This is a genomic window from Burkholderia sp. JP2-270 (genome assembly GCF_003233675.1).
GTDB classification, from domain to species: domain Bacteria; phylum Pseudomonadota; class Gammaproteobacteria; order Burkholderiales; family Burkholderiaceae; genus Burkholderia; species Burkholderia pyrrocinia_C.
This window is the reverse complement of record NZ_CP029825.1, coordinates 792,914-816,984: the sequence shown is the minus strand read 5'-3', so window position 1 is coordinate 816,984 and position 24,071 is coordinate 792,914. Positions and strand designations below refer to the sequence as shown.

Annotated in this window: 22 protein-coding genes and 1 pseudogene; 14 read left to right on the top strand and 9 right to left on the bottom strand. The window is 68.2% G+C overall.

All coding sequences use genetic code 11. From position 1 onward, the window contains the following. Positions 1-134: 134 nt before the first annotated feature. Together DM992_RS21500 and DM992_RS21495 are read left to right on the top strand one after the other, a co-directional pair. Complete coding sequence (locus tag DM992_RS21500) at positions 135-968, top strand: molybdenum cofactor biosynthesis F family protein (protein ID WP_111020335.1); 834 nt, start codon at positions 135-137, stop codon at positions 966-968. Continuing rightward, positions 965-1,774, top strand: coding sequence for an SDR family oxidoreductase (locus DM992_RS21495; protein WP_111018548.1), 810 nt, complete (start codon positions 965-967; stop codon positions 1,772-1,774). Before DM992_RS21500 ends, DM992_RS21495 begins: the two co-directional genes overlap by 4 nt. An 87-nt stretch (positions 1,775-1,861) precedes the next feature. On the opposite strand, the gene DM992_RS21490 is transcribed toward DM992_RS21495, so the two are convergent. Beyond that, positions 1,862-2,599 (bottom strand): dihydrodipicolinate reductase C-terminal domain-containing protein, encoded by a 738-nt coding sequence (locus tag DM992_RS21490; protein ID WP_111018547.1) that lies wholly within the window; start codon positions 2,597-2,599, stop codon positions 1,862-1,864. Between the two features lie 392 nt (positions 2,600-2,991). Between DM992_RS21490 and DM992_RS21480 the strand changes: the two genes are divergently transcribed. From DM992_RS21480 to creD, 4 genes are all read left to right on the top strand, one after another. Further along, positions 2,992-3,705 carry an SDR family NAD(P)-dependent oxidoreductase gene (locus DM992_RS21480; protein ID WP_111018546.1) on the top strand — a complete coding sequence of 238 codons (714 nt, stop codon included), beginning with the start codon at positions 2,992-2,994 and terminating at the stop codon, positions 3,703-3,705. A gap of 94 nt (positions 3,706-3,799) precedes the next feature. Beyond that, on the top strand, positions 3,800-4,510 hold the full coding sequence (gene creB / locus DM992_RS21475; protein WP_111018545.1) for a two-component system response regulator CreB: 711 nt from the start codon (positions 3,800-3,802) through the stop codon (positions 4,508-4,510). A gap of 14 nt (positions 4,511-4,524) precedes the next feature. Next, entirely contained in the window at positions 4,525-5,976 is a 1,452-nt protein-coding gene (gene creC / locus DM992_RS21470; protein WP_111018544.1) for a two-component system sensor histidine kinase CreC, read from the top strand. Positions 5,977-6,079: 103 nt separating this feature from the next. Then, the gene (gene creD, locus DM992_RS21465; RefSeq protein ID WP_111018543.1) at positions 6,080-7,471 is read left to right on the top strand and encodes a cell envelope integrity protein CreD; all 1,392 of its coding nucleotides are present in this window, start codon (positions 6,080-6,082) and stop codon (positions 7,469-7,471) included. Between the two features lie 73 nt (positions 7,472-7,544). Here creD and DM992_RS21460 read toward each other — a convergent pair. After that, a pseudogene (locus tag DM992_RS21460) lies at positions 7,545-7,775 on the bottom strand (Rid family hydrolase); the annotation flags it as partial. Between the two features lie 76 nt (positions 7,776-7,851). Here DM992_RS21460 and DM992_RS21455 point away from each other — a divergent pair. Continuing rightward, positions 7,852-8,058 carry an oxidoreductase-like domain-containing protein gene (locus tag DM992_RS21455; protein WP_111018541.1) on the top strand — a complete coding sequence of 69 codons (207 nt, stop codon included), beginning with the start codon at positions 7,852-7,854 and terminating at the stop codon, positions 8,056-8,058. Between the two features lie 76 nt (positions 8,059-8,134). On the opposite strand, the gene DM992_RS21450 is transcribed toward DM992_RS21455, so the two are convergent. Further along, positions 8,135-9,595 carry an MFS transporter gene (locus tag DM992_RS21450; protein WP_111018540.1) on the bottom strand — a complete coding sequence of 487 codons (1,461 nt, stop codon included), beginning with the start codon at positions 9,593-9,595 and terminating at the stop codon, positions 8,135-8,137. Positions 9,596-9,742: 147 nt separating this feature from the next. Between DM992_RS21450 and DM992_RS21445 the strand changes: the two genes are divergently transcribed. The 3 genes from DM992_RS21445 to DM992_RS21435 are packed head-to-tail and all read left to right on the top strand — an operon-like array spanning position 9,743 to position 11,272. Next, a complete protein-coding gene (locus DM992_RS21445) occupies positions 9,743-10,615 on the top strand; it encodes a LysR family transcriptional regulator (RefSeq protein ID WP_111020334.1) in 873 nt (290 codons plus the stop codon). Positions 10,616-10,662: 47 nt separating this feature from the next. Further along, positions 10,663-10,929 carry a hypothetical protein gene (locus DM992_RS21440; RefSeq protein ID WP_162631709.1) on the top strand — a complete coding sequence of 89 codons (267 nt, stop codon included), beginning with the start codon at positions 10,663-10,665 and terminating at the stop codon, positions 10,927-10,929. Between the two features lie 22 nt (positions 10,930-10,951). Continuing rightward, positions 10,952-11,272: a hypothetical protein gene (locus DM992_RS21435; protein ID WP_111018538.1), complete on the top strand. Its 321-nt coding sequence runs from the start codon at positions 10,952-10,954 to the stop codon at positions 11,270-11,272. Between the two features lie 23 nt (positions 11,273-11,295). On the opposite strand, the gene DM992_RS21430 is transcribed toward DM992_RS21435, so the two are convergent. Then, on the bottom strand, positions 11,296-12,198 hold the full coding sequence (locus DM992_RS21430) for a LysR family transcriptional regulator (RefSeq protein WP_111018537.1): 903 nt from the start codon (positions 12,196-12,198) through the stop codon (positions 11,296-11,298). Positions 12,199-12,297: 99 nt separating this feature from the next. On the opposite strand from DM992_RS21430, the gene DM992_RS21425 reads away from it, so the two are divergent. Next, a complete protein-coding gene (locus DM992_RS21425; RefSeq protein WP_111018536.1) occupies positions 12,298-13,278 on the top strand; it encodes an NAD-dependent epimerase/dehydratase family protein in 981 nt (326 codons plus the stop codon). Positions 13,279-13,375: 97 nt separating this feature from the next. On the opposite strand, the gene DM992_RS21420 is transcribed toward DM992_RS21425, so the two are convergent. The 5 genes from DM992_RS21420 to DM992_RS21400 all read right to left on the bottom strand — a co-directional run bounded on the left by DM992_RS21420 (position 13,376) and on the right by DM992_RS21400 (position 18,346). Next, positions 13,376-14,077 (bottom strand): DUF2848 domain-containing protein, encoded by a 702-nt coding sequence (locus tag DM992_RS21420; protein WP_111018535.1) that lies wholly within the window; start codon positions 14,075-14,077, stop codon positions 13,376-13,378. A gap of 49 nt (positions 14,078-14,126) precedes the next feature. Beyond that, positions 14,127-15,434, bottom strand: coding sequence for an MFS transporter (locus DM992_RS21415; RefSeq protein ID WP_072442408.1), 1,308 nt, complete (start codon positions 15,432-15,434; stop codon positions 14,127-14,129). 101 nt (positions 15,435-15,535) lie between these two features. Next, positions 15,536-16,222: a DUF4286 family protein gene (locus DM992_RS21410; RefSeq protein WP_111018534.1), complete on the bottom strand. Its 687-nt coding sequence runs from the start codon at positions 16,220-16,222 to the stop codon at positions 15,536-15,538. A gap of 100 nt (positions 16,223-16,322) precedes the next feature. Then, positions 16,323-17,369: a LysR family transcriptional regulator gene (locus tag DM992_RS21405; protein WP_111018533.1), complete on the bottom strand. Its 1,047-nt coding sequence runs from the start codon at positions 17,367-17,369 to the stop codon at positions 16,323-16,325. Positions 17,370-17,554: 185 nt separating this feature from the next. Continuing rightward, the gene (locus DM992_RS21400) at positions 17,555-18,346 is read right to left on the bottom strand and encodes an SDR family oxidoreductase (RefSeq protein ID WP_111018532.1); all 792 of its coding nucleotides are present in this window, start codon (positions 18,344-18,346) and stop codon (positions 17,555-17,557) included. 430 nt (positions 18,347-18,776) lie between these two features. On the opposite strand from DM992_RS21400, the gene DM992_RS21395 reads away from it, so the two are divergent. Genes DM992_RS21395 through DM992_RS21385 form a run of 3 tightly spaced genes read left to right on the top strand, consistent with a single transcriptional unit; the run spans position 18,777 to position 23,804 of the window. Then, positions 18,777-20,921 (top strand): hydantoinase/oxoprolinase family protein, encoded by a 2,145-nt coding sequence (locus tag DM992_RS21395; RefSeq protein WP_111018531.1) that lies wholly within the window; start codon positions 18,777-18,779, stop codon positions 20,919-20,921. 11 nt (positions 20,922-20,932) lie between these two features. Then, complete coding sequence (locus tag DM992_RS21390; RefSeq protein WP_111018530.1) at positions 20,933-23,257, top strand: hydantoinase B/oxoprolinase family protein; 2,325 nt, start codon at positions 20,933-20,935, stop codon at positions 23,255-23,257. A 40-nt stretch (positions 23,258-23,297) separates the two neighbouring features. Further along, positions 23,298-23,804, top strand: a complete 507-nt coding sequence (locus DM992_RS21385) for an acetone carboxylase subunit gamma (protein ID WP_111020333.1) — start codon at positions 23,298-23,300, stop codon at positions 23,802-23,804. Positions 23,805-24,071: the final 267 nt, after the last annotated feature.

Below are 24,071 nucleotides of genomic sequence, written 5' to 3'. Positions count from 1 at the left end.
GCACTTTAGCGCGTTCCGGCGCCGCGCGCCCTTCATCCTTTTGGCCGATACCGCGCGGCGCGCGCAGCCCGCACCATGTGCACATGAGCAGCGTACACGGTCCGCCGGGCCTGAAGCTGCGCGGGAGACGGCAGGTGGAACGACAGGATCCGGTATTCATTCAGGTTGGCGCGCTCGCGGACGGCTTCGCGCCGGAAGCGAACATCCTCGCGCCCGTCGACGCGCTCGCGGGGCGCACGCTGGCGCTCGGCGATGCATCGGGCGCGTGGCGCGTCTATACGTTCGAGCAGGGCGCGCTGCAGTGGCGCGACGCGGCAACCGACACGGGCGGCCGCGAGCCGTGCCGCGTGACGCGGTTGCGCGACGCGCTGTACTTCGTCGACTACATCGACACGGCCGCCCGCGCGACGTCGGTCAGTCTCGTGATCGATCTCGACAGCGGAGTATGGACGTCGGTCGTCGGCGTGCTGCCGACCGAAGCCGACACGCGCATCGACGCGTTCACGCGCGTCGCGCGCGGGCTGCCGCTGACGGCCGTCGACGCGGCGTTCCGGCACGGCACGCTCGGCGGTCACGCACGGCCGGGGCCGCTGCACGGGCCGACGCGCGAACTGATCGGCAAGCGGACGATGTACCGCTACAGCCCGACCGAATGCTACGAGCACATCTACCTGAACGAGAACTTCTACGCGTGGCAGTGCCTGCAGGGCGTCGAAGGCGGGCTGGCCGATGTCGACCGCTGCCATTACTTCCGGATCGCCGACGATCTGTATCTGTTCGTGTGGCGCGAAAAGGTGGTGCCGACGCTCGGCGTCGTGCTGATCGACCTCGCGCAGTGCAAGACCGACGGCAAGATCTTCGGCTACCAGGGCGGCGATTTCGGCACGATGTCGAATTTCCAGATCGGCGCCCATGCGCAGGTGCTGAACGAAACCGTGCATCCGCTCGGCGGCGAGGCGCAGCGATGAATGCCGTGCCGGGCAGCGGCCGACTGCGTGCGGATTTCAGCGGGCGCGTCGTGCTCGTCACGGGCGCCGCACAAGGGATCGGTGCGGCGATCGCGCGCCGTTTCGCGGAATCCGGCGCGTTCGTCGCGCTCGCCGACCTGAACGACGAGGCGGCCGCCGCGCAGGCCGAGGCGCTCGCCAGCGCGGGCGGCGATGCGCGCGCGTATCGGGTGGACGCCGCCAGCCGCGACGAACTGGGCGCGCTGGTCGCGGCGGTCGAGCGCGACGGCGGCCGGCTCGATGTCGTCGTCCACAATGCCGCGTATTTTCCGCTGACGCCGTTCGCGCAGATCGACGAGCCGACGCTCGATCGGACACTGTCGGTCAACTTGTCGGCGCTGTTCTGGCTCGCGCAGGCGGCGTTGCCGGCATTCGAGCGCGCAGGGGCCGGGCGGCTGCTCGTCACGTCGTCGGTGACGGGGCCGCGCGTCGCCTATCCGGGGCTCGCGCACTACGCGGCGTCGAAGGCCGGCGTGAACGGCTTCATTCGCGCGGCGGCGCTGGAGCTCGCGCGCCGCAACGTGACGGTCAACGGTGTCGAGCCGGGGATGATCCGCACGCCGGCGGCAGGCAATCTCGGTGACGCGTCGGTCGCGGCGCAGATCGCGCGCGACATCCCGCTTGCGCGGATGGGCGAGCCGGAGGACATCGCGAACGCGATGCTGTTTCTCGCCTCGGCCGATGCGGCGTACATCACGGGGCAGACGATCGTCGTCGACGGCGGTGCGACCTTGCCGGAGAGCGGCGCGGTGCTGGGAGACGCGTAACGGCGGCGTCACACCGGCACCCGATGTGGCCGTGGCGGGATCGCGGCCGGCAGGTTCCTGCGGCGGCGCCGCCGCACATCGCCGCGACTACAGCCAGCCGTTGCGGATGAACTCGACGATCGAATAGCGGCGGTTCTCGAGATTGTGCTGGCGGACGGCCTCGACGATGCGCGACACGCCATCCGCATAGGGTGTCGCGCCGTACACGCGCGATTCGAACTGCAGGCTGCACGCGCCGTCGTCGATGCGTATCCGGTGAACTGCGTGGCGGCCGAGCTGATCGTCGGGAATCTCGAATTCGCTGCGCTGCACGTCCGGGTCGCGCACCGAGCGGATGTCTTCCGGCCGCACGCCGAGCGACTGGCCGATGCCGACGGCCGTGCCGGGGACGGACGTCTTGCCTGCCTGATGCGACTCCGTCAGGCTGATCTTGCAGTCGCGAAACAGATGGCCGCTGGTTTCCAGCATGCTCATGAACTTGAGCATCAGGATGTTCGTGTTCGGACACAGCACGACCGGGAAGCCGTGCGTTCCGGTTTCGACGTCGGAGCCGGTAGACAGTTCGACGAGCGGCGACGCGGTGGCCTCGCAGAACGCGATCACGGCGGGAAGTTCGCGGCCGGAGCCGGCATGCACGACGATCGATCGGGCGTCGCTACGTCGGGCGTCGCTACGTCGGGCGTCGCTACGTCGGGCGTCGCTACACCGCTCATCGGTTCGCGCGCTGTCCGACCAGGGCATCACGCGAAAGGTTGCCGGGTCGAGCTTGTGCGAGCCGAGCAGCTCATTGGCCAGCTTGCCGGTTCCAACAACGAGTACTTGCATGGGATTGACGGGTTGAGGTTCAGTATTTGATACGGGATCGGCGCAGGCGTCAGGTAGCCCGGCACTGCTCGGTCGCGGCTTGCGCCACGCCGAACGGGCCTCGTGCATTATGCCCGGCTGTCCGCATGCGTGCCTGTCGGGCCTCACGTGCGGTGTCGCGATGGCCCGCGACGTGTGGACCGCGTTCCGCTTCGCGATGCCGCCGCTGGGCAGGCGCCCTTGCAACCAGCGCGAAACGACGGAGGAACTGCGCCGCGGCGTCGTCGCCGCGCGCACGCAGGCGCGAACGGCGCTACGCTGTCGAAACGCCGGCCGCGCACGTACGTGCCGCGGCCGGCATGACTCATGCGTCACGCATCAACCACTCATCTTCGATCCAGGAGAGCACATCGATGGAACATGACCTGAAAGGCAAGGCAGTCGCGATCACCGGCGGATTCGGTCATCTGGGCGTCGCGACGGCCGCATGGCTGGGCCAGCGCGGCGCACGCGTCGCACTGATCGGCCGCGGCGCCGCGCCGGCTGCTCAGACGCTGCCCGGCGTGCCGGCCGACGCGCTGCGCATCGGCGGCATCGACCTTGTCGACCCGCAGGCCGCCGCACGGGCACTCGAATCGGTAAACCGCGAATGCGGCCGGGTCGACGCGCTGCTGAACATCGCCGGTGCGTTCGTATGGCAGACGATCGCCGACGGCGACGTCGCCACGTGGGACCGCATGTACGAGCTGAACGTGAAGACCGCGCTGAACGCGTCGAAGGCCGCGCTGCCGTACCTGCTCGCGAGCCCGGCCGGCCGTATCGTCAACATCGGCGCGGGCGCGGCGTTCAGGGCCGGCGCGGGCATGGGCGCTTATGCGGCCGCGAAGGCCGGCGTCGCGCGTCTCACCGAGGCACTGGCGGCCGAACTGCTCGACCGCGGCGTGACGGTGAACGCGATCCTGCCGAGCATCATCGATACGCCGCCGAACCGCGCGGACATGCCCGACGCGGATTTCACGCGCTGGGTCCGGCCGGAACAGATCGCGGCGACGATCGGGTTCCTGCTGTCGGCCGACGCACAGGCGATCACCGGCGCGTCGATTCCGGTGAACGGCCGCGTGGCGTAGCGCGCGCGGGCGGGGCTCGCCGCGTCGCGGCTCGCGCCGCGACCGGCCGTGCGTACAATGTCGCACCGGAAACGCGCGAGCCCAGCCTGAGACCATGAATCAGCCCAAGATCCTGATCGTCGAAGATGAAACGGCGATCGCGGACACGATCGTCTATGCCCTCGGCACCGACGGCATGCAGACCGTCCACTGCACGCTCGGGCAGGCGGCGCTCGATCATCTGCGCGAGTCGCGCTTCGACCTGGTCGTGCTCGACGTCGGCCTGCCGGACCTCAGCGGCTTCGAAGTGTGCCGGCGGCTGCGCACGTTCACGGACGTGCCGGTGATCTTCCTGACCGCGCGGCACGACGAGATCGACCGGATCGTCGGGCTCGAAATCGGCGCCGACGATTACGTGGTCAAGCCGTTTTCGCCGCGCGAGCTGGCCGCGCGGGTGCGCGTGATCCTGCGGCGCTTCCACCGGGCGGCCGCGCCGCAAACGGCGCCCGCGCCGGCAGATGCGCAGGCCGCGACAACCGCGCCGGGCTTCGTGCTCGACACCGACGGCGCGCGCGTGTCGTGGCTCGGCCACGCGCTGGACCTCACGCGCTACGAATTCGGCCTGCTGGCGCTGCTTGTCCGGCATCCGGGGCGCATCTATTCGCGCGAGCAGTTGATGGACCTCGTGTGGCACGAGGCGCTCGATTCGGCCGACCGCACGGTCGATACGCACGTCAAGACGCTGCGCGCGAAACTGCGCGCGATCGATCCCGAGCGCGACCCGATCCGCACGCATCGCGGGATGGGTTATTCGCTGCAACCGTAACGACCGGCACCGCCATGCATATCGGCCTGCGCATCTTCTTCGGTTTTTTCCTGATCGTCGGTCTTGCCGCGCTGATCACGCTGCGCGTGTTCGTGCAGGAGGTGAAACCAGGGGTGCGCGAGGCGATGGAGGACACGCTCGTCGACGTCGCGCAGGTGCTGGCGACGCTGGCCGCCGCCGACATGGCGAACGGGCATATCGCCGACGGCGCCTTCGCGCGGCAGCTGAAAAAGCTGCACGAGAACCCGGTCAGCGCGAACGTGTGGGGCATGCACAAGAACACGATCAGCTACCGCATCTACATCACCGATGCGCACGGCATCGTGCGCTACGACTCGACCGGCAGCGCAGTGGGGCAGGACTATTCGCGCTGGAACGACGTGTACCGGACGCTGCGCGGCGAATACGGCGCACGCAGCACGCGCGCCGATCCGAATGACGACAGCAGCACCGTGATGCACGTCGCGGCGCCGATCCGGCGCGGGAACGAGATCATCGGCGTGCTGACGATCGCGAAACCGAACCAGACGGTCGAGCCGTTCATCGCGCGCAGCCAGCGCAAGATCATGCTGTATGGCGCATTGCTGATGGGCGGCGCGATCCTGATCGGCACCGCCTGCACATGGTGGCTGGTGCTCGGGCTGCGGCGGCTGCAACGCTATGCGCGCGCGATCGCGGCCGGCGAGCGCGCGGCGATGCCGCTGCAGGGCGCGAACGAGCTGGCCGAGCTCGGGCGCGCGGTGGAGAGCATGCACCAGCGTCTGGAGGACCGGCAGTACGTCGAAACCTACATCCACACGCTCACGCACGAGATGAAGAGTCCGCTGGCCGCGATCAGCGGCGCGGCGGAACTGCTGCAGGAAGAGATGCCGGTCGCGAACCGCCGGCGCTTCACCGAGAACATCCGCCGCCAGGCCGGCCGACTCGAACAGATGATCCGCAAGCTGCTCGCGCTGGCCGAAGTCGAGCAGAAGCAGCGCCTGTCGGTACACGAGCCGGTCGCGCTGCTGCCGGTGCTCGAACAACTCGTCGAGGATATCGAGCCGCGCGCGCGCCAGCGCGGCGTGAGCCTGCGGATCGATGCGAACGGCGCTTCCGATCCGGCAGTCGTCGAAGGCGATCCGTTCCTGCTGCGCCAGGCGCTCGGCAACCTGCTCGACAACGCGCTGGATTTCGCGCCGCAACGCAGCACGATCCGGATCGCGCTCGAACGGCAGCCGGCGGGCAGGGCGCATGTCGCGGTCGTTAGCGTTACCGATGACGGCCCCGGCGTGCCCGACTACGCGTTGTCGCGGGTATTCGAACGCTTCTATTCGCTGCCGCGCCCCGACGGGCAGGATCGCAGCACGGGCCTCGGGCTGTGTTTCGTCCGCGAAGTCGCGATGCTGCATCGCGGCCAGGTCGCGCTCGCGAACCGCGCCGAAGGCGGCGCGTGCGCGACGCTCACGCTGCCGTCGCCGGGCTGAGCGCGCTTCACGCTCGCCACACATTCGCTTCACACCGGCTTCAATCGCCGTTCACCGGGCCTGTTCATGCTGACCGCATCTTCCACTCCGGTACCCGTCAGCAATGAATCGAGTCCTGTTGTTCAAGTCCGTGATCACCGCGTTTCTCGCGCTGTCGATCCTGATCCCGCTGCACATGGTCCAAAGCATCGTGCAGGAACGCGCCGAGTATCGCCAGAGTGCGCTGCAGAGCATCTGGGCCAGCTACGCCGGGCCGCAGACGGTGACGGGGCCGGTGCTCGTCGTGCGTTACACGGAAGTCACGCGCGTGCGCGACGACACGCCGGCCGGCGGCGCGGCGAAAACGAGCCTGAGAAGCGAGACGAAGCGCCTGCTGGTGTTTCCGAAGACGTTGAACGTCGACGGCACGCTCAAGGTCGAGGTGCGCTATCGTGGCATCCACAAGGCGCTCGTGTACGGGCTGGATAGCCGTTTGACAGGCACGCTGGCGCTGCCGGACCTGAAGAAGCTGCCGCAGGCCGACGGCCACGTGAGCTTCGCGGTCGACAGCACGTATGTCGCGATCGGCATCGGCGACATTCGCGGGCTGAAGGCGCAGCCCGATCTGCGCATCGGCGGCAAGCGGTTCGACGTGGAGCAGGGCACGCGGCTGGACAGCCTGCGCCAGGGTGTGCACGCGAATATCGATCTCGCGGCGCTGGCGGACGCAAACGCGGGGGCCGTCGTGCCGTTCAGCATCGGCCTGCCGTTGGCGGGCGCGGAATCCGTCGCGTTCGCGCCGGTGGCCGACCAGAACGACTTCTCGCTGAAATCGACGTGGCCGCATCCGAGCTTCGGCGGCGCGTTCCTGCCGGGCGAGCGCGCGATCGATGCGCATGGTTTCGCCAGCAACTGGCACGTGACGTCGTTCAACACGAAGGCGCGCGAGCAGGTCGCGACCGGCAACGGGGAAGGCGCGATCGAGATGGCGTCGGTATCGGTGATCGAACCCGTGAACGTCTATCTGCAGGCCGAACGCGCGACGAAGTACGGCGCGTTGTTCGAGATGCTCACGTTTGCGAGCTTCTTCATGTACGAACTCGCGAAGCGGCTGCGCATTCACCCGATCCAGTACCTGCTGGTCGGCCTGTCGCTCGCGCTGTTCTTCCTGCTGCTGCTGAGCCTGTCCGAGCACATCGCGTTCGGTTATGCGTATCTCGCGGCAAGCGGCGCATGCATCGGGCTGCTCGGCTTCTACCTGTCGTTCGTGCTGCACAGTGTGAAGCGCGGCGCGACGTTCGCTGCGCTGCTCGCAATGCTGTATGCGGCGCTCTACGGGCTGCTGCTGTCGGAGGACAACGCGCTGATGCTCGGTTCGCTGCTGCTGTTCGCGATCCTCGCCGGCATCATGACGCTCACGCGCCGCATCGACTGGTATGCGCTCGGCGCCGCGTGGCAGCCGCTGGGCGACAAGTCGGGCGCGGATGCCGTGAAGCCGGGCGCGCCGGCGAAGTAAGCGCGGGTTTCGCGTGCGCTGCCGGTGGGGTATGCCCTGGCCGGCGCGCAACGCCGCGTGGGACGGCCGCGATTCACGCGTGAGGCGACGGCCCGCGAAACCGCACCAGCGGAATATCGGCGACGGCCGCGATCTCGATCAGTAAATCGGGATGGTAGAGATGTTCGACCTGGACCGTCGTCGTCACCGGACCGGACCGGGCAGGGCAGGGCTCGGCGAAGCAGGTGTTGCGGATATCGCCGGCCTGCACGAACGCATCGATGTCGGTCGCGTAATGGACGAGCGAGATCACATCGCGCACCTGCGGACGGATGTGACGCTGCCGGCAGGCCGGGCGGCATCCCCTTATACTGGACATACTTTGTCATTCGATCTTCGCCGTGCCCACGCCTGCCCCCACCGATCCGTCCGATCCTTCCGCCGACGATCCCCGCCCGATTCCGCCCGAACAGCCTGAACTGGAAGACTGCTGCAACAGCGGCTGCTCGCCGTGCGTCTTCGACCTGTACGACGAAGCGCTGGCGCGCTATCGCATCGAGCTTGCCGAGTGGGAGGCGCGGCAGGCGCAACGCAAACAACACCGATGAGCCGGATGCCGGCCAGCGGCCGCGCATTCATCATTGCCGCTTCAGGTCCTGCCGGCGGTGCGATCCACGCCCCGTGTCATGCGCCCGCATGCAGCCGCCGATGCAGCGGCCCGAGCGCGGTCGACAGTGCGATGCACGCAAGCAATACGACCGTCAGCGTGAACATCGACGTCCGGAACCCCTGCACGTAATCGACCGCGGCCGGATGCGCGCCGAGCCGCGCGAAGAACACGCCGCCGATCGTCGCGGCGCCGACGGCCGCGCCGATCTGCAGCATCGCGCTGACCATTCCTGACGCGACGCCCGCGCGGGCCGCGTCGACTTCCGCGAGCACGATCCGCACGACCGACGGCAGCACGAGCCCTTGCCCGATGCCGATCGCCGCGATGCCCGCGTAGAAGCCGGGCCCCGGCGCGCCTTCGCGGGCGAGCGCGGCGGCGGTCGCGACGCCGGCGGCGAGCATGACGAAGCCGAGCGTCAGCACGCGATAACCGCCGAACCGGCCGACGAGGCGCGGCATCAGCAGCGGGCTTGCGAGGAAGCCGAGCCCGAGCGGCAGGATCGCGAACCCGGACGCGAGCGGCGACCAGTTCAGGCAGCCTTGCAGATAGATCCCGTAACTCAGGAAGAACGCGCTCAGCGTGTAGAACAGGAACGCGAGCAAGAGCCCGAGCGCGACGACCGGGTTGCGGAACAGGCGCACGTCGAGCAGCGGATCGCGGCCGCGCGCGAGCCGGCCCGCTTCGACCGCCAGCAGCGCACCGAGCATCGGCAGCGCGCCGACGATGCTCGCGATCATCCACAGCGGCCAGCCGGCCTCGCGGCCCTGCGTGAGCGGATACACGAGCATCAGCAGGAACAGCGACATCAGCACCGTGCCCGGCATGTCGATACGCTGGCCGCGCGGCGGCCGGTTTTCCGGGATGAAGCGCCAGCTACCGATCAGCGCAAGGATGCCGATCGGCAGATTGACGAGGAAGATCGCGCGCCAGCCGAGCCCGAACGGATGCAGGCTGATCAGCGCGCCGCCGCCGAGCTGGCCGATCACGGCCGCGAGGCCGAACGCGAAACCGTAGAAGCCCATCACGCGCACCTGTTCCTGCGGGCTGAACACGCTGCGGATCGTCGCGAGCACCTGCGGCGCGAGGATCGCCGCGAACAGGCCCTGCAGCACGCGGCCGCCGACGAGCACCGCGCCGCTGCCGGCGAGCCCGCACAGCGTCGACGCGAGCACGAAGCCGGCCATGCCCAGCATGAACATGCGCTTGCGGCCGTACAGGTCGCCGAGGCGGCCGCCCGTGATCTGCACGACCGCGCTCGCGCACGCATAGGCCGACACGACGAGCTGGAGCTCGGCCGGGCGTGCGCCGATGCCGTCGCGGATGGCCGGCAGCGCGAGATTCACGATGAAGTAGTCGAGCGGTGGCAGAATGGCGCCGACCAGCAGGACCACGAGTGCCCAGCCGTGATGGCTGCGCGGCGTCGCCGCGGCAGCCGCGCCGGCCGGCGCGCAAGGGGCAAGGGTTTGGTTCGTCATGAACGAAGGGTCCGAAGAGAATGAGGGCCTTATGCGCGAGCGGCGCAGGTCGGCCATTGACCCCGTATTCTGGATGTGGTCGATGAATCGGAAAAGCGGGAAAGAGTGGTAGCATCCATCGGGTTAATCGATGGATGGGGAATGGCGATGCGCGGTTTCGACCTGGACCAGTTGCGCACTTTCGCGGCGGTCGCGGACGCCGGCAGCCTGACGGCCGCCGCACCGCTGCTGCATTTGTCGCAGTCGACGGTCAGCGAGCAGGTGCGCAAGCTCGAATTGCGCGCCGGCATGCCGCTGTTCGTGCGCAGCAAGCGCGGCGTCGAGCCGACGCCGGCCGGCACGCGGCTGCTGCAGCACGCACGGCGGATCGTCGCGCTGAACGAGGCCGCGTTCGACGAGCTGCGCGGGCAGGCGATCAAGGGCGAGCTGCGCGTCGCGATCACCGACTACTACCGGACGAATGAAGTCGCGGGCCTGCTGGCGCGGCTGCGGGAGTGCTACCCGCAGCTGAGCCTGCACGTGAGCGCGATGAAGAGCGCGGACATCGAGGCGGCGCACGCGAGAGGGCAGATCGATCTCGGCGTCGTGATGAACCTGTCGAGCGGGCCGTTCCGGCCGGCGTCGGCCGATACGCGCTGGGTGTTGCGGCGCGAGCCGCTGTCGTGGGTCGCGTCGCCCGCGCTCGCGGAGCAATTGCCCGAGCCGCTGCCGCTCGTGCTGCTGCCGGACGACTGCATGATGCATCAGATCGCGGTGCGCTCGCTCGACGAGCAGCACACGCCGTACGTGCTCGTGCACAGCGCGTCGGGTGTCGCAGGGCTGCAGTCGATGCTCGCAGCGGGGCTCGGTGTCGGCTGCCTGTGCGCGTCGGCGATCGGCGACGGCATGATGCGGCTCGGCGCGAAATACCGTCTGCCGCCGCTGCCCGACGCGGTGTTTTCGCTGACGCCGCCGATGCCGGGCGAACGCGAAACCGTCACGCAGGCGCGCGAGGTGCTGTCGCGGCAGTTGCTGATGTGAGGGAGGCGCGGTCGGTGACGACACGCGTTCGACGGGAGACGGTAGCGATGAAAATAGCGAGAGATTTCGGGATTGTCGTGCGGCGGGCGGCGCTGGTCGAGAAAGGTGTCAACCTCTCGAAAATCTTGCTCGAATTCAATTTCACCCGCTGCTTCGACGAATCGGAACGGTTGGTGTCGCTCGGCCCGTTCTTTGGCGGCGATGCAGCCGACGATTGCATGAGATCGCTCGAGGGATTGGGCCTGACCTACTTCGACGATTTCTTCATCGTCGAGGAGAACTATCCCGGGTGGTGCGCGCTGGAAGCTTTCTGAACGAAGAGCAGGGGGCCTACGCATGAACGACGAACTGAAAAGCCAGATGGCCGACAGGCTGCAGGACGCGCTGGAGCGTGTGGTCGACGAGCGCTCGCTGATCCATTTCCTGCGCGTGCTCGGCCACGACTGGAACACGGAGCGGCAGCTCGAAGCCGACCTGCCGCCGTCGCCATACGCGCGTGCCGCGCTCGGCTGGGAAAACCGCACGATCGGCGAGTACCTGGAGGCGATGGTCGACTGGGCCGAAGCGTCGGAAGAAGGGCTGCGCTTCTACGATGCGCCCGACAATCCGTGGCGGCGCATGGCGGACATCCTGTTCGCCGGGAAAATCTACGAGTAGTCCCGTCCGGGCGATTCGCGTTTTTACTCGGCGGCTTCTCCGTCGGCGTAGACGCGCAGCCCGTCCGCCAGCGCATCGAACACGGCCCGGCAGCGCGGGCTTGTCCGCAAATCCTCGTGCATCACGACCCAGGTTTCCAGCTTCATTGCGGGCCCGTCCGGCAGCACGCGCACGAGCCGCGCGTCGCGCTTCGCGAGCCCCGTCTGGCAGAAACCAACGCCGTAGCCGGCGCGGATCATCGCGAGCTGCGCAAGGTTGCTGTCGGTGCGCAGCGCGAACGCATCGCGCTTCCACAGCGGCATCCCGCGCCCAGCCGAGCGGATGAACGGCGTGACGGTATCGAAGCCGATCAGCGCGTGATGCGCGAGTTCGTCGATCGTCGCGGGCGCGCCGTTGCGCGCCACGTAGTCGTCGCGCGCATACAGCCCGACCTCGATCGCGCCGACGCGCCGAGCGACGAGCGCATCCTGCGCGGGCGGCGCCATCCGCACCGCGATGTCGGCTTCGCGGTTCAGCACGTCCTGGATGCGGTCGGTCGGCACCAGCTCGATGACGAGCCCCGGATGATCGCGCCGCAATTGCGCGAGCATGGGCGGCAGCACCTCGACGGCGATCACGTCGCTGGCCGAGATCCGCACGGTGCCGCGCACACCGGCGCCGTGGCTCGCGGCAGCGCGCTCGAACGCGGCCGCCGCGCTGCGCAGCGCCTCCGCATGGCCGCGCAGCGCGAGCGCCGCCTCGGTCGGCAGCAGGCCCGACGGCGAGCGCGTGAACAGCGTCTGGCCGAACGCGGCCTCGAGCGCCGCGACGTGGCGGCCGGCCGTCGGCTGCGTGATGCCGAGCGCGCGCGCCGCGCCGGACAGCGAGCCTTCCGTCAACACCGCGAGGAAGGTGCGGTAGCGTTCCCAGTTCAGATCGGTGGTCATGCATAAATGTATAGCTGATATCCGATGCTAGGCAATTCCTTATTAACCTCCCGCGCGCCAGAATGCATCTCACGACGGTTTCATTCAAGGAGAACGGCAATGACGACGAACGCAGGCGCGATGCAACGACAGGTACTCGTGCTCGGCGCGAGCGGCGGGATTGGCGGGGAAGTCGCGCGGCAGTTGCGCGATGCCGGCTGGCAGGTGCGTGCGCTCAAGCGCCGGCTCGACGCCGAAGTCGTGGAGCGCGACGGGATGACATGGATGCGCGGCGACGCGCTGGATCGCGACGCGGTCGTTCGGGCCGCGCGTGGCTGCAGCGTGATCGTGCACGCGGTGAATCCTCCCGGATACCGGAACTGGCCGACGCAGGTGCTGCCGATGATCGACAACACGATCGCGGCGGCGACGGCGGCGCAGGCGACCGTCGTGCTGCCCGGCACGGTTTACAACTACGGCGCCGACGCGTTTCCGGTGCTGCGCGAAGACGCACCGCAGCATCCGACGACCCGCAAGGGCGCGATCCGCGTCGAACTGGAGCGGCGGCTGCAGGAAGCGACCGCGCAGGGCGTCCGCACGATCATCGTGCGCGCGGGCGATTTCTTCGGGATGCGTGCCGGCAACAACTGGTTTGCGCAGGGGCTGATCAAGCCGGGGCGGCCCGTCTCGACCATCCGCGTGCCGGGGCGGCCGGGCGTCGGCCATCAGTGGGCGTATCTGCCGGATGTCGCGCGCACGATGGTCGAGCTGATCGAGCGGCGCGACACGCTGGAGCCGTTTGCGCGCTTTCATCTCGGCGGGCATTGGGACGCGGACGGCACGCAGATGGCCGAGGCCATCAGTCGCGTGGCGCAGAGGCACGGTATGCGGCCTGCGGTGCGGCGCTTCCCGTGGTGGCTCGTGTGGGCCGCGGCGCCGTTCGTCACGACGCTGCGCGAGATGCTGGAGATGCGCTATCTGTGGCGCGAGCCGCTCAGGATGGACAACGCGCGGGTGACCGCGGTGCTCGGCCGTGAGCCGTTGACACCGCTCGATACGGCGGTGGAGGCGACGCTGGCGGGGCTCGGTTGCTTGCGGTGAACGGCGGCGCGAAACGCGGAGGCGAACGAAACGTGCCGGCATGAAAGCATGCGTGCACGCGCTTCACTTCGGCTTCCGTCAGGCCCGCAGCCCCCCGTCACGCCACAACCGGCAACACCTCGACCGCATACCGGTGCCGAAGGCTGCGCCCGAGCACCGGATCGTGCAGTTCCATCTCGAACGCATCGCCGTCGCCCATCGCCGCGATCGCGCCATGCACGGCGACGGTGCCGCCATACATCGCGCAGCGCGCGGGCATGGTGCGGCGGTCGTCGAAGCGTTGCCACAGCGTGTCCGGCGCGAGCAGGCCGCTGACCGCGCCGTGCTGATATGCAATGCGTTCGCCGTCACGCGCGATCAACCACGAACGCATCTTGATCGCATCCCAGTGATCGGCGACATCCGCGTAAAGCCACGCATCAAATCCGAGCGGCTTCGCGCATACCTGTTTCGACACCGCGACGCCGTACGCCTCGACTTCGCGATCCGTATGATCGGAGCCGACCGTGACCAGCGTGCCGGCCGGGCTGTCGACCAGCACGCATTCGATCTCGCCGCCCGAGCGTGCACCGAGTACGCCGATCGACGGCGCCTGCGTAAGCAGCGCGGACGACACGCGATAGAAGCACGGCGTGGTCGAAGGCGGCGCGACGCCGAGCGCCGCGAGTTCGTCGATGTGCGCACGGATCGCCGCCGGATCGCGGCCGGCCCAGCCGGCAATCACGACGCGCTCGATTTCGACGTCGACGGCGGCCGGCGCGCGTTGCAGGGAAATCACGTTGAACGACAGGGCTTGCATGCGGATATCCGTTTGAAGTGCGAAGGAATGAATCGGCTTGCGGCGGCGCTCATTCCGCGAGCGGCCGGTGCGCGGTCTCGCGCGCGGCGAGGAGCGCGATCGAGGTGACGACGAGCGCTGCGGTGACGTACAGCGACACGGCCGTCGTCGTACCCGTCTGCCGGAACAGCGTGGCGATCACGAGCGGCGCGAAGCCGCCGCCGACGATGCCGGCGAGCGTGTATGCGAGCGACGAGCCCGCATAGCGCACGCGCGTCGGGAACTGTTCGGTCACGAACGCGCCCTGCGGGCCGTACATCACCGCATGGATCACGAGGCCGATCGCGACTGCGGCGACGATCGCACCGGGGCGCGCCGAATCGAGCATCACGAAGAACACGAATGCCCACACGACACCGGCGATCGCGCCGGCGAGGTACACGGGCCGGCGGCCGAAGCGGTCCGACAGCGCGCCGAAGAACGGTACCGCGAGCGCGTTGCAGGCCGTGCCGACCATCACGGCCGTCAGCGCGACGGGGCGCGACAGGTGCAGCACGGTTGTCACGTAGGTCAGCGTGAACACGACGATCAGCGCATACAGCACGTCCGAGCCGATCCGCGCGCCGCCCGCGATCAGCAGGCGCCGCCAGTGGTATTTCAGCACGTCGGCGACGGGCACCTCGGCGGTCGCGTGCGATTCGGCGAGCTGCTCGAACTGCGGCGTCTCGTCGACGCCGCGCCGCAGCCAGAAACCGAACACGACGAGCAGCGCGCTGGCCGCGAACGGCACGCGCCAGCCCCACGACAGGAAGTTCGCGGACGTGGTCGACAGCGTCACGAGCGCGATGCAGCCGGTGCCGAGCAGCGTGCCGAACGACGGGCCCATCTGCGTCCACGACGCGGACAGCCCGCGCCGGTTCTGATCGCCATGCTCGACCGACAGCAGCACCGCGCCGGCCCATTCGCCGCCGAGCGCGACGCCCTGCACGAAGCGCAGCGCGACGAGCAGGATCGGGCTGAGGATGCCGGCCTGCGCGTAGGTCGGCAGCGCGCCCATCAGCGCGGTCGTCACGCCCATCAGCACCAGCGTGAGCATCAGTACCGCGCGGCGGCCGATGCGGTCGCCGAGATTGCCGAACACGAAGCCGCCGAGCGGTCGCGACACATAGCCGACCGCATAGGTCGAGAACGCGAGGATCGTGCCGGCCAGCGGATCGACCGACGGGAAGAACAGGTGGTTGAAGACGAGCGCGGCGAGCGTGTTGTAGATCGTGAAGTCGTACCACTCGAGCGACGTGCCGATCATGCTCGCGGTCGCGAGTCGGCTGTTGCGGACGCGGCGGGGCGCGTGGGCGGCGGGCTGGGCGAGAGTGCTCATGGTATCGGGCCTGTCGTGACGGAGAACGGGATCAAGCGCGGGGCCGACGCGTCGGCCGCGTGCGGTTGCGGGGGCGGAAGCGGCGCGGCCGGCGTCGGCGTTCAGGCAGGCAGCGCGGCGGCGGCCGGTTCGGCTTCGGAGCCGTGGTGTGCAACCGGCAGCGGCGCGGCGGCACGCCACAGCAGGTCGAAGGTGCGCACGTCGTCGTGCCCGGCGAGCGCGGCGGCTACGCGGCGCGTCGCGGCCGCATCGCTGCCTTCGATCAGCACGAGCGCATCGGCGGTCGGGCGGGCGGCCGCATCGGCGCCGATCGGCGCGGACAGATCGGGCGCGGTGCAGAAGAGTCGCGCCGCGTGAATGCCCGGTTCCTGCAGCGCGGCGTCGAAGCGCCCGCGCAGTTGCAGCACGTCGATGCGTTCCGGCGGCAGCACGAACAGCGCGAGATGCGCGCCTTCGCCGTCGCCGGCCTCGATCGTCAGTTCGCCGACGCGCCGTTGCGTGCCTGTCATGCGCTCGAAGTTCGCGAGCGACCACGCGGTCTGCTGCGTGAATGCGCGCCGGTAGGCGTCGCTGCGGAACACGTCGAGCGTGTCCGTCACGTACAGCGCGAGGTACTGGCGCGGGCCGCCGTCGGTCGCGCGAAAGCGCCGTGCGTGCGTAAAGCCGGGAATCGCGACACGTTCCTGCATGTGCTCGCGGTCGTACCACGCGTTGAAATCGGCTTCGTGCGCGGGGTCGATATCCGTCCAGACACAAAGCTGGCCGTGCGGAAGGGAAAGGCGGGTCATCGCGGGGGTCCTCGTGACGGGGGATGTCAGGAACCGCAGTGTCCCGAAGAGGGGCCGCGCCCGTCCAACAAGAAAACAAATTCGCGGTGAACAGTTTTTCTTATGAGCGGCGCGGGCGGCGTTTGGCCGGGGCGGCGGCGGGCGGCGCGGCTTTCGCCGTGCGCTTCGCAGTTGCCTTCGTATTTGTCTTTGTTTTGGCCGCCGTACGGGCGGGCGATGCGTCGACGGGTTCGGGGCTCGCCGGTGCGGTCGGCTTTGCGATGCTCGCGGCGGCCGCCATCGCGCGCGCGACCTCGCTCGCCAGTTCCGCGATGCGTGCGGCGACCGGCAGGCCCTGGCTGCGGTATGTCGCGACGAGCGGCAGCGCGGGGAACTCGGGTTCGACGTCGAGCAGTTCGAGCGTGCCTTCGTGCAGCTCGCGCCCGATGATCGCGGGCGGCAGCGCGGCCACGCCGAGGCCGTCGGCGACGAGACGGATCATCGCGGCGACCGACGTGATGCAGTTGATGCTGGCCGGACGTTCGACGGCCGCGAACAGCCGCTCGATCGTCGCGTGCGGCCCCGAATGGCGCGAGAAGCTGATGATCGGAAATTCCGCGAGGCGCGCGACGTCGAGCGGCTGGCCGCCGAGCCCTAGGCGCGGGCTCGCTGCCCAGCGCACCGGGAATTCGCACAGCGGCAGGTTCGTAAAGTCGGGGCCCGGCACCGGGTCGGTCTGCAGGATCAGGTCGACGCCGTCGGTGCTGAGCAGGCGGATCAGGTGCAGCGTCGTGTCGCTCGTGATCTCGACGTCGAGTCGCGGATAACGCTCGCGCAGTTGCGCCATCAGCGCCGGAAACCAGCTGTGCACGATCGATTCGATCACGCCGATCCGGATCAGGCCGGCATCGCTCGCTGCGTCGATGTCGCGCCGCATTTCGCTGTCGAGCCGCACGATCCGTTCGGCATAGGCCAGCATGCGCCGGCCCGCGGGCGTGAGCGTGGCCGAGCGCGTGTTGCGATCGAACAGGCGCACGTCGAATGCCTCTTCGAGCGACGCGATGCGGCTTGATACCGCAGCTTGTGTCGTGTGCAGTTTTTCGGCGGTCAGCCGGAAGTTTTCCAGCTTTGCGAGCCAGACGAAGGTTTCAAGAAACCGGATGTTCATCGAAGTCCGAACGGTGAGGCGGTGCCGGGCGGGGCGGCGGGATCGATCGATGGTAGCGGATTTTTGGAGCGGGAAACGAGCGGGCGGTGCGGTGAGCATGCCGTAGCGGGCATTGGAGTGCCGGAGGACGTTGCACGGAACGCCGCCCGCAGCGACGTGCCACGCGGGAGGCATGCCCCCGCGCGTCAAAGCTTGCCGAACGCAAGCGTCGGCACGTCGACGACCATCGCACCGCCGTCCGCGACGAGCGTTGCGCCGGTCACGAACGACGCATCCGGCGACGCGAGGAACGCGCACACGGCTGCGATTTCGTCCGGATCGGCCGCGCGCCGCAGCGGCACGTCGGCGCTGACGCGCGCGTACGCACCGTCGAGCGTGTCGCCGTGCGCGGCCATCAACGGTTCCATCTCCGCGTCGGCCATCGGCGTGCGGACCCAGCCCGGACACACGGCGTTCGCGCGCACGCCGTGCTGGCCGTAGTCGCGGGCGAGCGACCGCGCGAGCCCGAGCAGCGCGTGCTTGCCGGCCGTATAGCCGCATACGCCGGGCCCGGCCGCGAGCGCCGCGATCGACGCGACCAGCACGATGCTGCCGCGCTGCGCGATCAGGTCGGGCAGGCACGCACGCGCGCTGACGAACGCGGTATCGAGGTTCGCGTGCATTGCGTCGCGCCACTGCGCGTCGCCGGTTTCGTCCGCGCGGCCGAGGCCGTGTCCGCCCGCGCATGAGACGAGCGCGTCGACGCGGCCGAAGCGTTCGGCGATCCGCGGCAGGAAGCCGGCCCAGTCGGCGCTGCTCGCGGCGTCGCCGGCGAGCGCGAGGCCGCCGGTCTCGGCGGCCAGCGCGTCGAGCGGCGCCTGACGCCGCCCGATCAGCACGACGCGGTCGCCGCGGCCGGCGAAGCGGCGCGCGCATGCGGCGCCGATGCCGGTGCCAGCGCCGGTGATGGCGACCGTGCGGGGTTGCGGGTGCGTCATGTCGTTCTCCGGAAGGGTGTCGTTTCCGGTCACTTTAGGCGGCGCCGGCGAGCGCCGGTATCAGCCGAAAGGATGAACGCGGACGAGGGATGACAACCGGCGACGACGCGACGCCGCACGGCGAGGCGCTCGCGTTGCCGCCGGTCCGCATCCGGGGCGAAAGTGCAACCGCCCGCCGACGGCGCCGGCTGATATTCGGACGCCGGACCAGTCCGGAATCCGGACGTCCGCCGGTGCGCTACCTGCCCGAAGAGCCCGCTCGATCCGATGAGCACCCCGCCTGGCTTGGCCGATGCGCGCCGACCGGCCGGATCCGCCGAATGGCACGGTTGTTGCCTCCTTGCAGATGAGCCGGCGCCCGGGATCGAACGATGACCTCGCTCGAACCGGAACGCGGCTCATCACGACTTCAATCATTGGAGACATCACCATGGAAGGACTTTCGCAAGTCCAGGTCTTGGGCATCGACGCGGGCGGCACGATGACCGACACCTTCTTCGTGCGCGAGGACGGACGGTTTGTCGTCGGCAAGGCGCAAAGCAATCCGGAAGATGAGTCACTCGCGATCTTCAACTCGTCGCAGGACGCGCTCGCGCATTGGCAACGCGACGTCGACGACGTCTATCCGGAACTCGTCACCTGCGTGTATTCCGGCACGGCGATGCTCAACCGCGTCGTGCAGCGCAAGGGGCTCGACGTCGGGTTGCTCGTCAACAAGGGCTTCGAGCACGTGCATCTGATGGGGCGGGCGATCCAGAGCTATCTCGGGTACGCGCTCGAAGAGCGGATCCACCTGAATACGCACCGCTACGACGAGCCGCTCGTGCCGTTGTCGCGAACGCGCGGCGTCACCGAGCGTACCGATGTCCAGGGCGAGATCGTCATTCCGCTGCGGGAAAACGAAGTGCGGCAGGCCACGCGGGAACTCGTCGCCGCCGGCGCGAAAGCGATCGTCATCTGTTTTCTCCAGTCGCACAAGAACGCGGCGAGCGAGCGCCAGGCGCGGGACATCGTGCGCGACGAGCTGGCTGCGCGCGGCGTCGACCTCCCGGTGTTCGCATCGGTCGACTACTACCCGCAGCGCAAGGAAAGCCACCGGATGAACACGACGGTGCTCGAAGCGTATGCGGCCGAGCCGTCGCGGCAGACGCTCAGGAAAGTCAGCGACCGCTTCCGCAAGCACGGCGCGAAATTCGACCTGCGCGTGATGGCGACGCACGGCGGCACGATCAGCTGGAAAGCGAAGGAACTGGCACGCACCATCGTGTCGGGGCCGATCGGCGGCGTGATCGGCTCGAAGCTCCTCGGCGAGGCACTCGGCTACGACAACATCGCATGCTCGGACATCGGCGGCACGTCGTTCGACATGGCGCTCATCACGAAGGGCAAATTCGCGATCGCGTCCGACCCGGACATGGCGCGCCTGGTGCTGTCGCTGCCGCTCGTCACGATGGATTCGGTCGGCGCGGGCGCCGGCAGCTTCGTGCGGCTCGATCCGTACAGCGGGGCCATCAAGCTCGGGCCGGACAGCGCCGGCTATCGCGTCGGCACGTGCTGGCCCGACAGCGGCCTGACGACGGTGTCCGTGTCCGATTGCCACGTCGTGCTCGGTTACCTGAACCCGGACAACTTCCTCGGCGGCCAGATCAAGCTCGACGTGGATCGCGCCCGCGAGCACATCCGCGTGCAGATCGCCGAGCCGCTCGGACTCTCCGTGGAGGATGCGGCGGCCGGCGTGATCGAGCTGCTCGACCTGCAGTTGCGCGAATACCTGCGCTCGAATGTCAGCGCGAAAGGCTACAACCCGACCGAATTCGTGTGCTTCTCGTACGGCGGTGCGGGGCCGGTTCATACATATGGCTACACCGAAGGTCTCGGCTTCAAGGATGTTGTCGTGCCGGCGTGGGCGGCGGGCTTCTCGGCATTCGGCTGCGCGTGCGCGGATTTCGAGTATCGCTACGACAAGAGCGTCGATCTCGCGCTGCCGCAGCTCGCGTCCGACGCCGAGAAGGCGCGGGCCGCGCAGACGATCCAGAAGGCATGGGCGGAACTGACTGCCAAGGTGATCGACGAGTTTCGCATCAACGGCTTCAGCGAGCGCGACGTGATCCTGCGGCCAGGCTTCCGGATGCAGTACATGGGCCAGCTCAACGACCTCGAAATCGAATCGCCGATCGCGGGCGCGTCCGGTGCGGACGACTGGGACAGGATCGTGACGGCCTTCGAGGACACCTACGGCCGCGTGTACGCGAGCTCCGCGCGCTCGCCGGAGCTGGGCTTCTCGGTCACGGGCGCGATCATGCGCGGCATGGTCGTCACGCAGAAGCCGGTATTGCCGGAAGACCCTGTCGCCGGCCCCACGCCGCCGGCGGACGCGCATATCGGCACGCGACGTCTGTACCGGCACAAGCAGTGGCATGACGCGGCGATCTGGCGAATGGAGTCGCTCAAGCCGGGCAACGAGATCACGGGGCCCGCGATCATCGAATCCGACGCGACGACGTTCGTCGTCCCGAAGGGCTTCGCCACCACGCTCGACAAGCACCGCCTCTTCCATCTCAGCGAAGTCAAGTAAGGAGACATGCGATGAACATGATGTCCAGCCAGGAAGTCGGCTTCGCCGATCTGCTGAAGAACGGCCAGACGCTCAAGCAGTTTCGCGACGGCATTCTCGAGCGCACCGCGCAAACCGGCCATTACAACGGGCTCGAACGGCTCGAGCTGCGCGAGCGCGATCCGATCCGCTACGAGAAGATGTTCTCGAAGCTGCGCGGCGGCCTCGTGCATGCGCGCGAAACTGCCAAGAAGATTGCCGCGAGCCCGATCGTCGAGCAGGAAGGGGAGCTGTGCTTCACGCTCTACAACGCGGCGGGTGACTGCGTGCTCACGTCGACCGGGATCATCATCCACGTCGGCACGATGGGCGCGGCGATCAAGTACATGATCGAGAACAACTGGGAAGCCAATCCGGGCATTCAGCCCGGCGACATGTTCACCAACAACGACTGCTCGATCGGCAACGTCCACCCGTGCGACATCGCGACGATCGTGCCGATTTTCGCGCACGGCAAGCTGGTCGGCTGGGTCGGCGGCGTCACGCACGTGATCGATACCGGCGCGGTGACGCCGGGCTCGATGTCGACGGGCCAGGTGCAGCGTTTCGGCGACGGTTACATGATCACGTGCCGCAAGACAGGGGTGAACGACACGCCGCTACGCGACTGGCTGCACGAGAGCCAGCGCTCGGTTCGCACGCCGAAGTACTGGATTCTCGACGAGCGCACGCGCATCGCGGGCTGCCACATGATTCGCGACCTGATCGAGGAAGTGATCGACGAGGAGGGCCTCGACGCGTACGAGGAATTCAGCTACGAGGTGATCGAGGAAGGACGGCGCGGCCTGCAGACGCGCCTCAAGGCGATGACGCTGCCGGGCAAGTATCGCAAGGTCGCGTTCGTCGACGTGCCATACAACCACCCGGACGTGCAGACCTCGTCGGCGTTTGCGAAGCTCGACTCGATCATGCATTCGCCGGTCGAGATGGAGATCCGCAAGGATGGCTCGTGGCGTCTCGATTTCGAAGGCGCGAGCCGCTGGGGCTGGCACTCGTACAACGCGCACCAGGTCGCGTTCACGAGCGGCATCTGGGTGATGATGACGCAGACGCTGGTACCGACGCAGCGCATCAACGACGGCGCGTATTTCGGCACCGAATTCCACCTGCCCAAGGGCGCGTGGATGAACCCGGACGACCGCCGCACCGGACACGCTTATGCATGGCACTTCCTGGTGTCGGGCTGGAGCGCCATGTGGCGCGCGCTGTCGCAGGCGTACTTCAGCCGCGGCTATCTCGAGGAGGTCAATGCGGGGAACGCCAATACGTCGAACTGGCTGCAGGGCGGCGGGATCAACCAGGACGGCGACATCCATGCGGTCAACAGCTTCGAGGCATCGTCGTGCGGCACCGGCGCGTGCGCGATCAAGGACGGCCTGAATCACGCGGCCGCGATCTGGAACCCCGAAGGCGACATGGGCGACATCGAGATCTGGGAGATGGCCGAGCCGCTGCTGTATCTCGGCCGCAACGTGAAGTCGAATTCGGGCGGCTACGGCAAGTACCGCGGCGGGTGCGGATTCGAGACGCTGCGCATGGTCTGGAAAGCGCAGGACTGGACGATGTTCTTCATGGGCAACGGCTACATGAACAGCGACTGGGGCCTGATGGGCGGCTACCCGCCCGCCACCGGCTATCGCTTCGAAGCGCATCGCACGGGCATCAAGGAACGCATCGCGCTCGGCGAGAGCCTGCCGCTCGGCGGCGATACGAATCCGGACCTGCCGGATTACGAAAACCACCTGAACGCCGGCGCGGTCGTCAAGCGCGACCAGCAATGCATGACGACGGAGGACTGCTACAGCAACTACGATCTCTACCTGAACTACCTGCGCGGCGGCCCCGGCTTCGGCGATCCGCTCGACCGCGAGATCGACGCGATCGAGCGCGATCTCAACAATGCGGTGCTGCTGCCCGAATACGCGCAGAAGGTCTACGGGGCGGTCGCGACGCGGGATGCCAACGGCATCTGGACGGTCGATCCGCAAGCGACCGCGCTGCAGCGCATCGAGATCCGCAACGCGCGTCTCGCGCGCTCGCAACCGACCCGCGAATGGATGAAGGGCGAGCGCGAGCGGATCCTGCTCAAGCACGCGTCGACCCAGGTGCAGCATATGTTCGCGACGAGCTTCGGCCTGTCGACGAAATTCGAGCAGCAGTTCCGCGCGTTCTGGGAGCTGCCGGATACGTGGACGCTCACCGAGGACGAGCTCGACGTGCCGACCTACGGCTCGAAATTCCGCATGGACCTGTCGAAGATGCCCGACGTCAATACGGTGGTGCTGGTCGAGGAGTGAGCCGGACCCTGCGCACTATCACCCACATGGAGGAATGGAGATGACTACCTACACCAAGGAACAGATCAGGAACATGGTCGACGGCAAGCTCGACTGGGACACGACGTTGCGCATGCTGTCGATGCCGAAGGACGGCGAGCGCTTCCGGATGTATGTCGAGGCGCTGCAGCAGAAGCTCGGCTGGAAGGATCGCATCGTGCTGCCGCTCGGTCCGCACCTGTACATCGTGCAGCAATGGGCGACGAAGCACTGGGTCACGCAATGCGACTGCGGCCACGTGTTCTGCGATTACCGCGACAACTGGAAACTGCACGCGAACATCTTCGTGCGCGAATCCGAAGAGGCGATGGACGAGGTCTATCCACGCCTGATGGCGCCCGACACGCAATGGCAGGTCTACCGCGAATACTATTGCCCGACCTGCGGCGCGATGCACGACGTCGAGGCGCCTACGCCGTGGTACCCGGTCATTCACGACTTCGAACCCGACATCGAGGCGTTCTACGCGGAATGGGTGAAGCTGCCGGTTCCGGAGCGCGTGCAATGATCTGACATTTGACGCTGCCTGCGGGGCTCGGCGTTCGCCGGCCTCGTTTCGGCTTCGCCCGCGGGGAAGCGTTCGATTTCCGGCCGTTCGATTTTCGAACGGCCGGTTTCTTTTCGGCCATCGGTTCGCGGCGGTGTGCCGAGCCGCGCGACCACTTGCGGGCGACCGCTTGCTGGCGTGCGCATTGCTTGCAGTGGTTTGTGTCCGGACGGCCGTCGAGGCGCCGGGACGGAGTACGATAGTCGCTACGCTCGCCGCCGGCTGCGG

What these genes read in the sequence shown, in the direction of transcription:
- DM992_RS21495 (WP_111018548.1), top strand. Translation starts at nt 965, where the DNA reads ATGAATGCCGTGCCGGGCAGCGGCCGACTGCGTGCGGATTTCAGCGGG.
- DM992_RS21490 (WP_111018547.1), bottom strand. Translation starts at nt 2,599, where the DNA reads ATGCAAGTACTCGTTGTTGGAACCGGCAAGCTGGCCAATGAGCTGCTC.
- DM992_RS21480 (WP_111018546.1), top strand. Translation starts at nt 2,992, where the DNA reads ATGGAACATGACCTGAAAGGCAAGGCAGTCGCGATCACCGGCGGATTC.
- creB (WP_111018545.1), top strand. Translation starts at nt 3,800, where the DNA reads ATGAATCAGCCCAAGATCCTGATCGTCGAAGATGAAACGGCGATCGCG.
- creC (WP_111018544.1), top strand. Translation starts at nt 4,525, where the DNA reads ATGCATATCGGCCTGCGCATCTTCTTCGGTTTTTTCCTGATCGTCGGT.
- creD (WP_111018543.1), top strand. Translation starts at nt 6,080, where the DNA reads ATGAATCGAGTCCTGTTGTTCAAGTCCGTGATCACCGCGTTTCTCGCG.
- DM992_RS21450 (WP_111018540.1), bottom strand. Translation starts at nt 9,595, where the DNA reads ATGACGAACCAAACCCTTGCCCCTTGCGCGCCGGCCGGCGCGGCTGCC.
- DM992_RS21445 (WP_111020334.1), top strand. Translation starts at nt 9,743, where the DNA reads ATGCGCGGTTTCGACCTGGACCAGTTGCGCACTTTCGCGGCGGTCGCG.
- DM992_RS21440 (WP_162631709.1), top strand. Translation starts at nt 10,663, where the DNA reads ATGAAAATAGCGAGAGATTTCGGGATTGTCGTGCGGCGGGCGGCGCTG.
- DM992_RS21435 (WP_111018538.1), top strand. Translation starts at nt 10,952, where the DNA reads ATGAACGACGAACTGAAAAGCCAGATGGCCGACAGGCTGCAGGACGCG.
- DM992_RS21430 (WP_111018537.1), bottom strand. Translation starts at nt 12,198, where the DNA reads ATGACCACCGATCTGAACTGGGAACGCTACCGCACCTTCCTCGCGGTG.
- DM992_RS21425 (WP_111018536.1), top strand. Translation starts at nt 12,298, where the DNA reads ATGACGACGAACGCAGGCGCGATGCAACGACAGGTACTCGTGCTCGGC.
- DM992_RS21420 (WP_111018535.1), bottom strand. Translation starts at nt 14,077, where the DNA reads ATGCAAGCCCTGTCGTTCAACGTGATTTCCCTGCAACGCGCGCCGGCC.
- DM992_RS21415 (WP_072442408.1), bottom strand. Translation starts at nt 15,434, where the DNA reads ATGAGCACTCTCGCCCAGCCCGCCGCCCACGCGCCCCGCCGCGTCCGC.
- DM992_RS21410 (WP_111018534.1), bottom strand. Translation starts at nt 16,222, where the DNA reads ATGACCCGCCTTTCCCTTCCGCACGGCCAGCTTTGTGTCTGGACGGAT.
- DM992_RS21405 (WP_111018533.1), bottom strand. Translation starts at nt 17,369, where the DNA reads ATGAACATCCGGTTTCTTGAAACCTTCGTCTGGCTCGCAAAGCTGGAA.
- DM992_RS21400 (WP_111018532.1), bottom strand. Translation starts at nt 18,346, where the DNA reads ATGACGCACCCGCAACCCCGCACGGTCGCCATCACCGGCGCTGGCACC.
- DM992_RS21395 (WP_111018531.1), top strand. Translation starts at nt 18,777, where the DNA reads ATGGAAGGACTTTCGCAAGTCCAGGTCTTGGGCATCGACGCGGGCGGC.
- DM992_RS21390 (WP_111018530.1), top strand. Translation starts at nt 20,933, where the DNA reads ATGAACATGATGTCCAGCCAGGAAGTCGGCTTCGCCGATCTGCTGAAG.
- DM992_RS21385 (WP_111020333.1), top strand. Translation starts at nt 23,298, where the DNA reads ATGACTACCTACACCAAGGAACAGATCAGGAACATGGTCGACGGCAAG.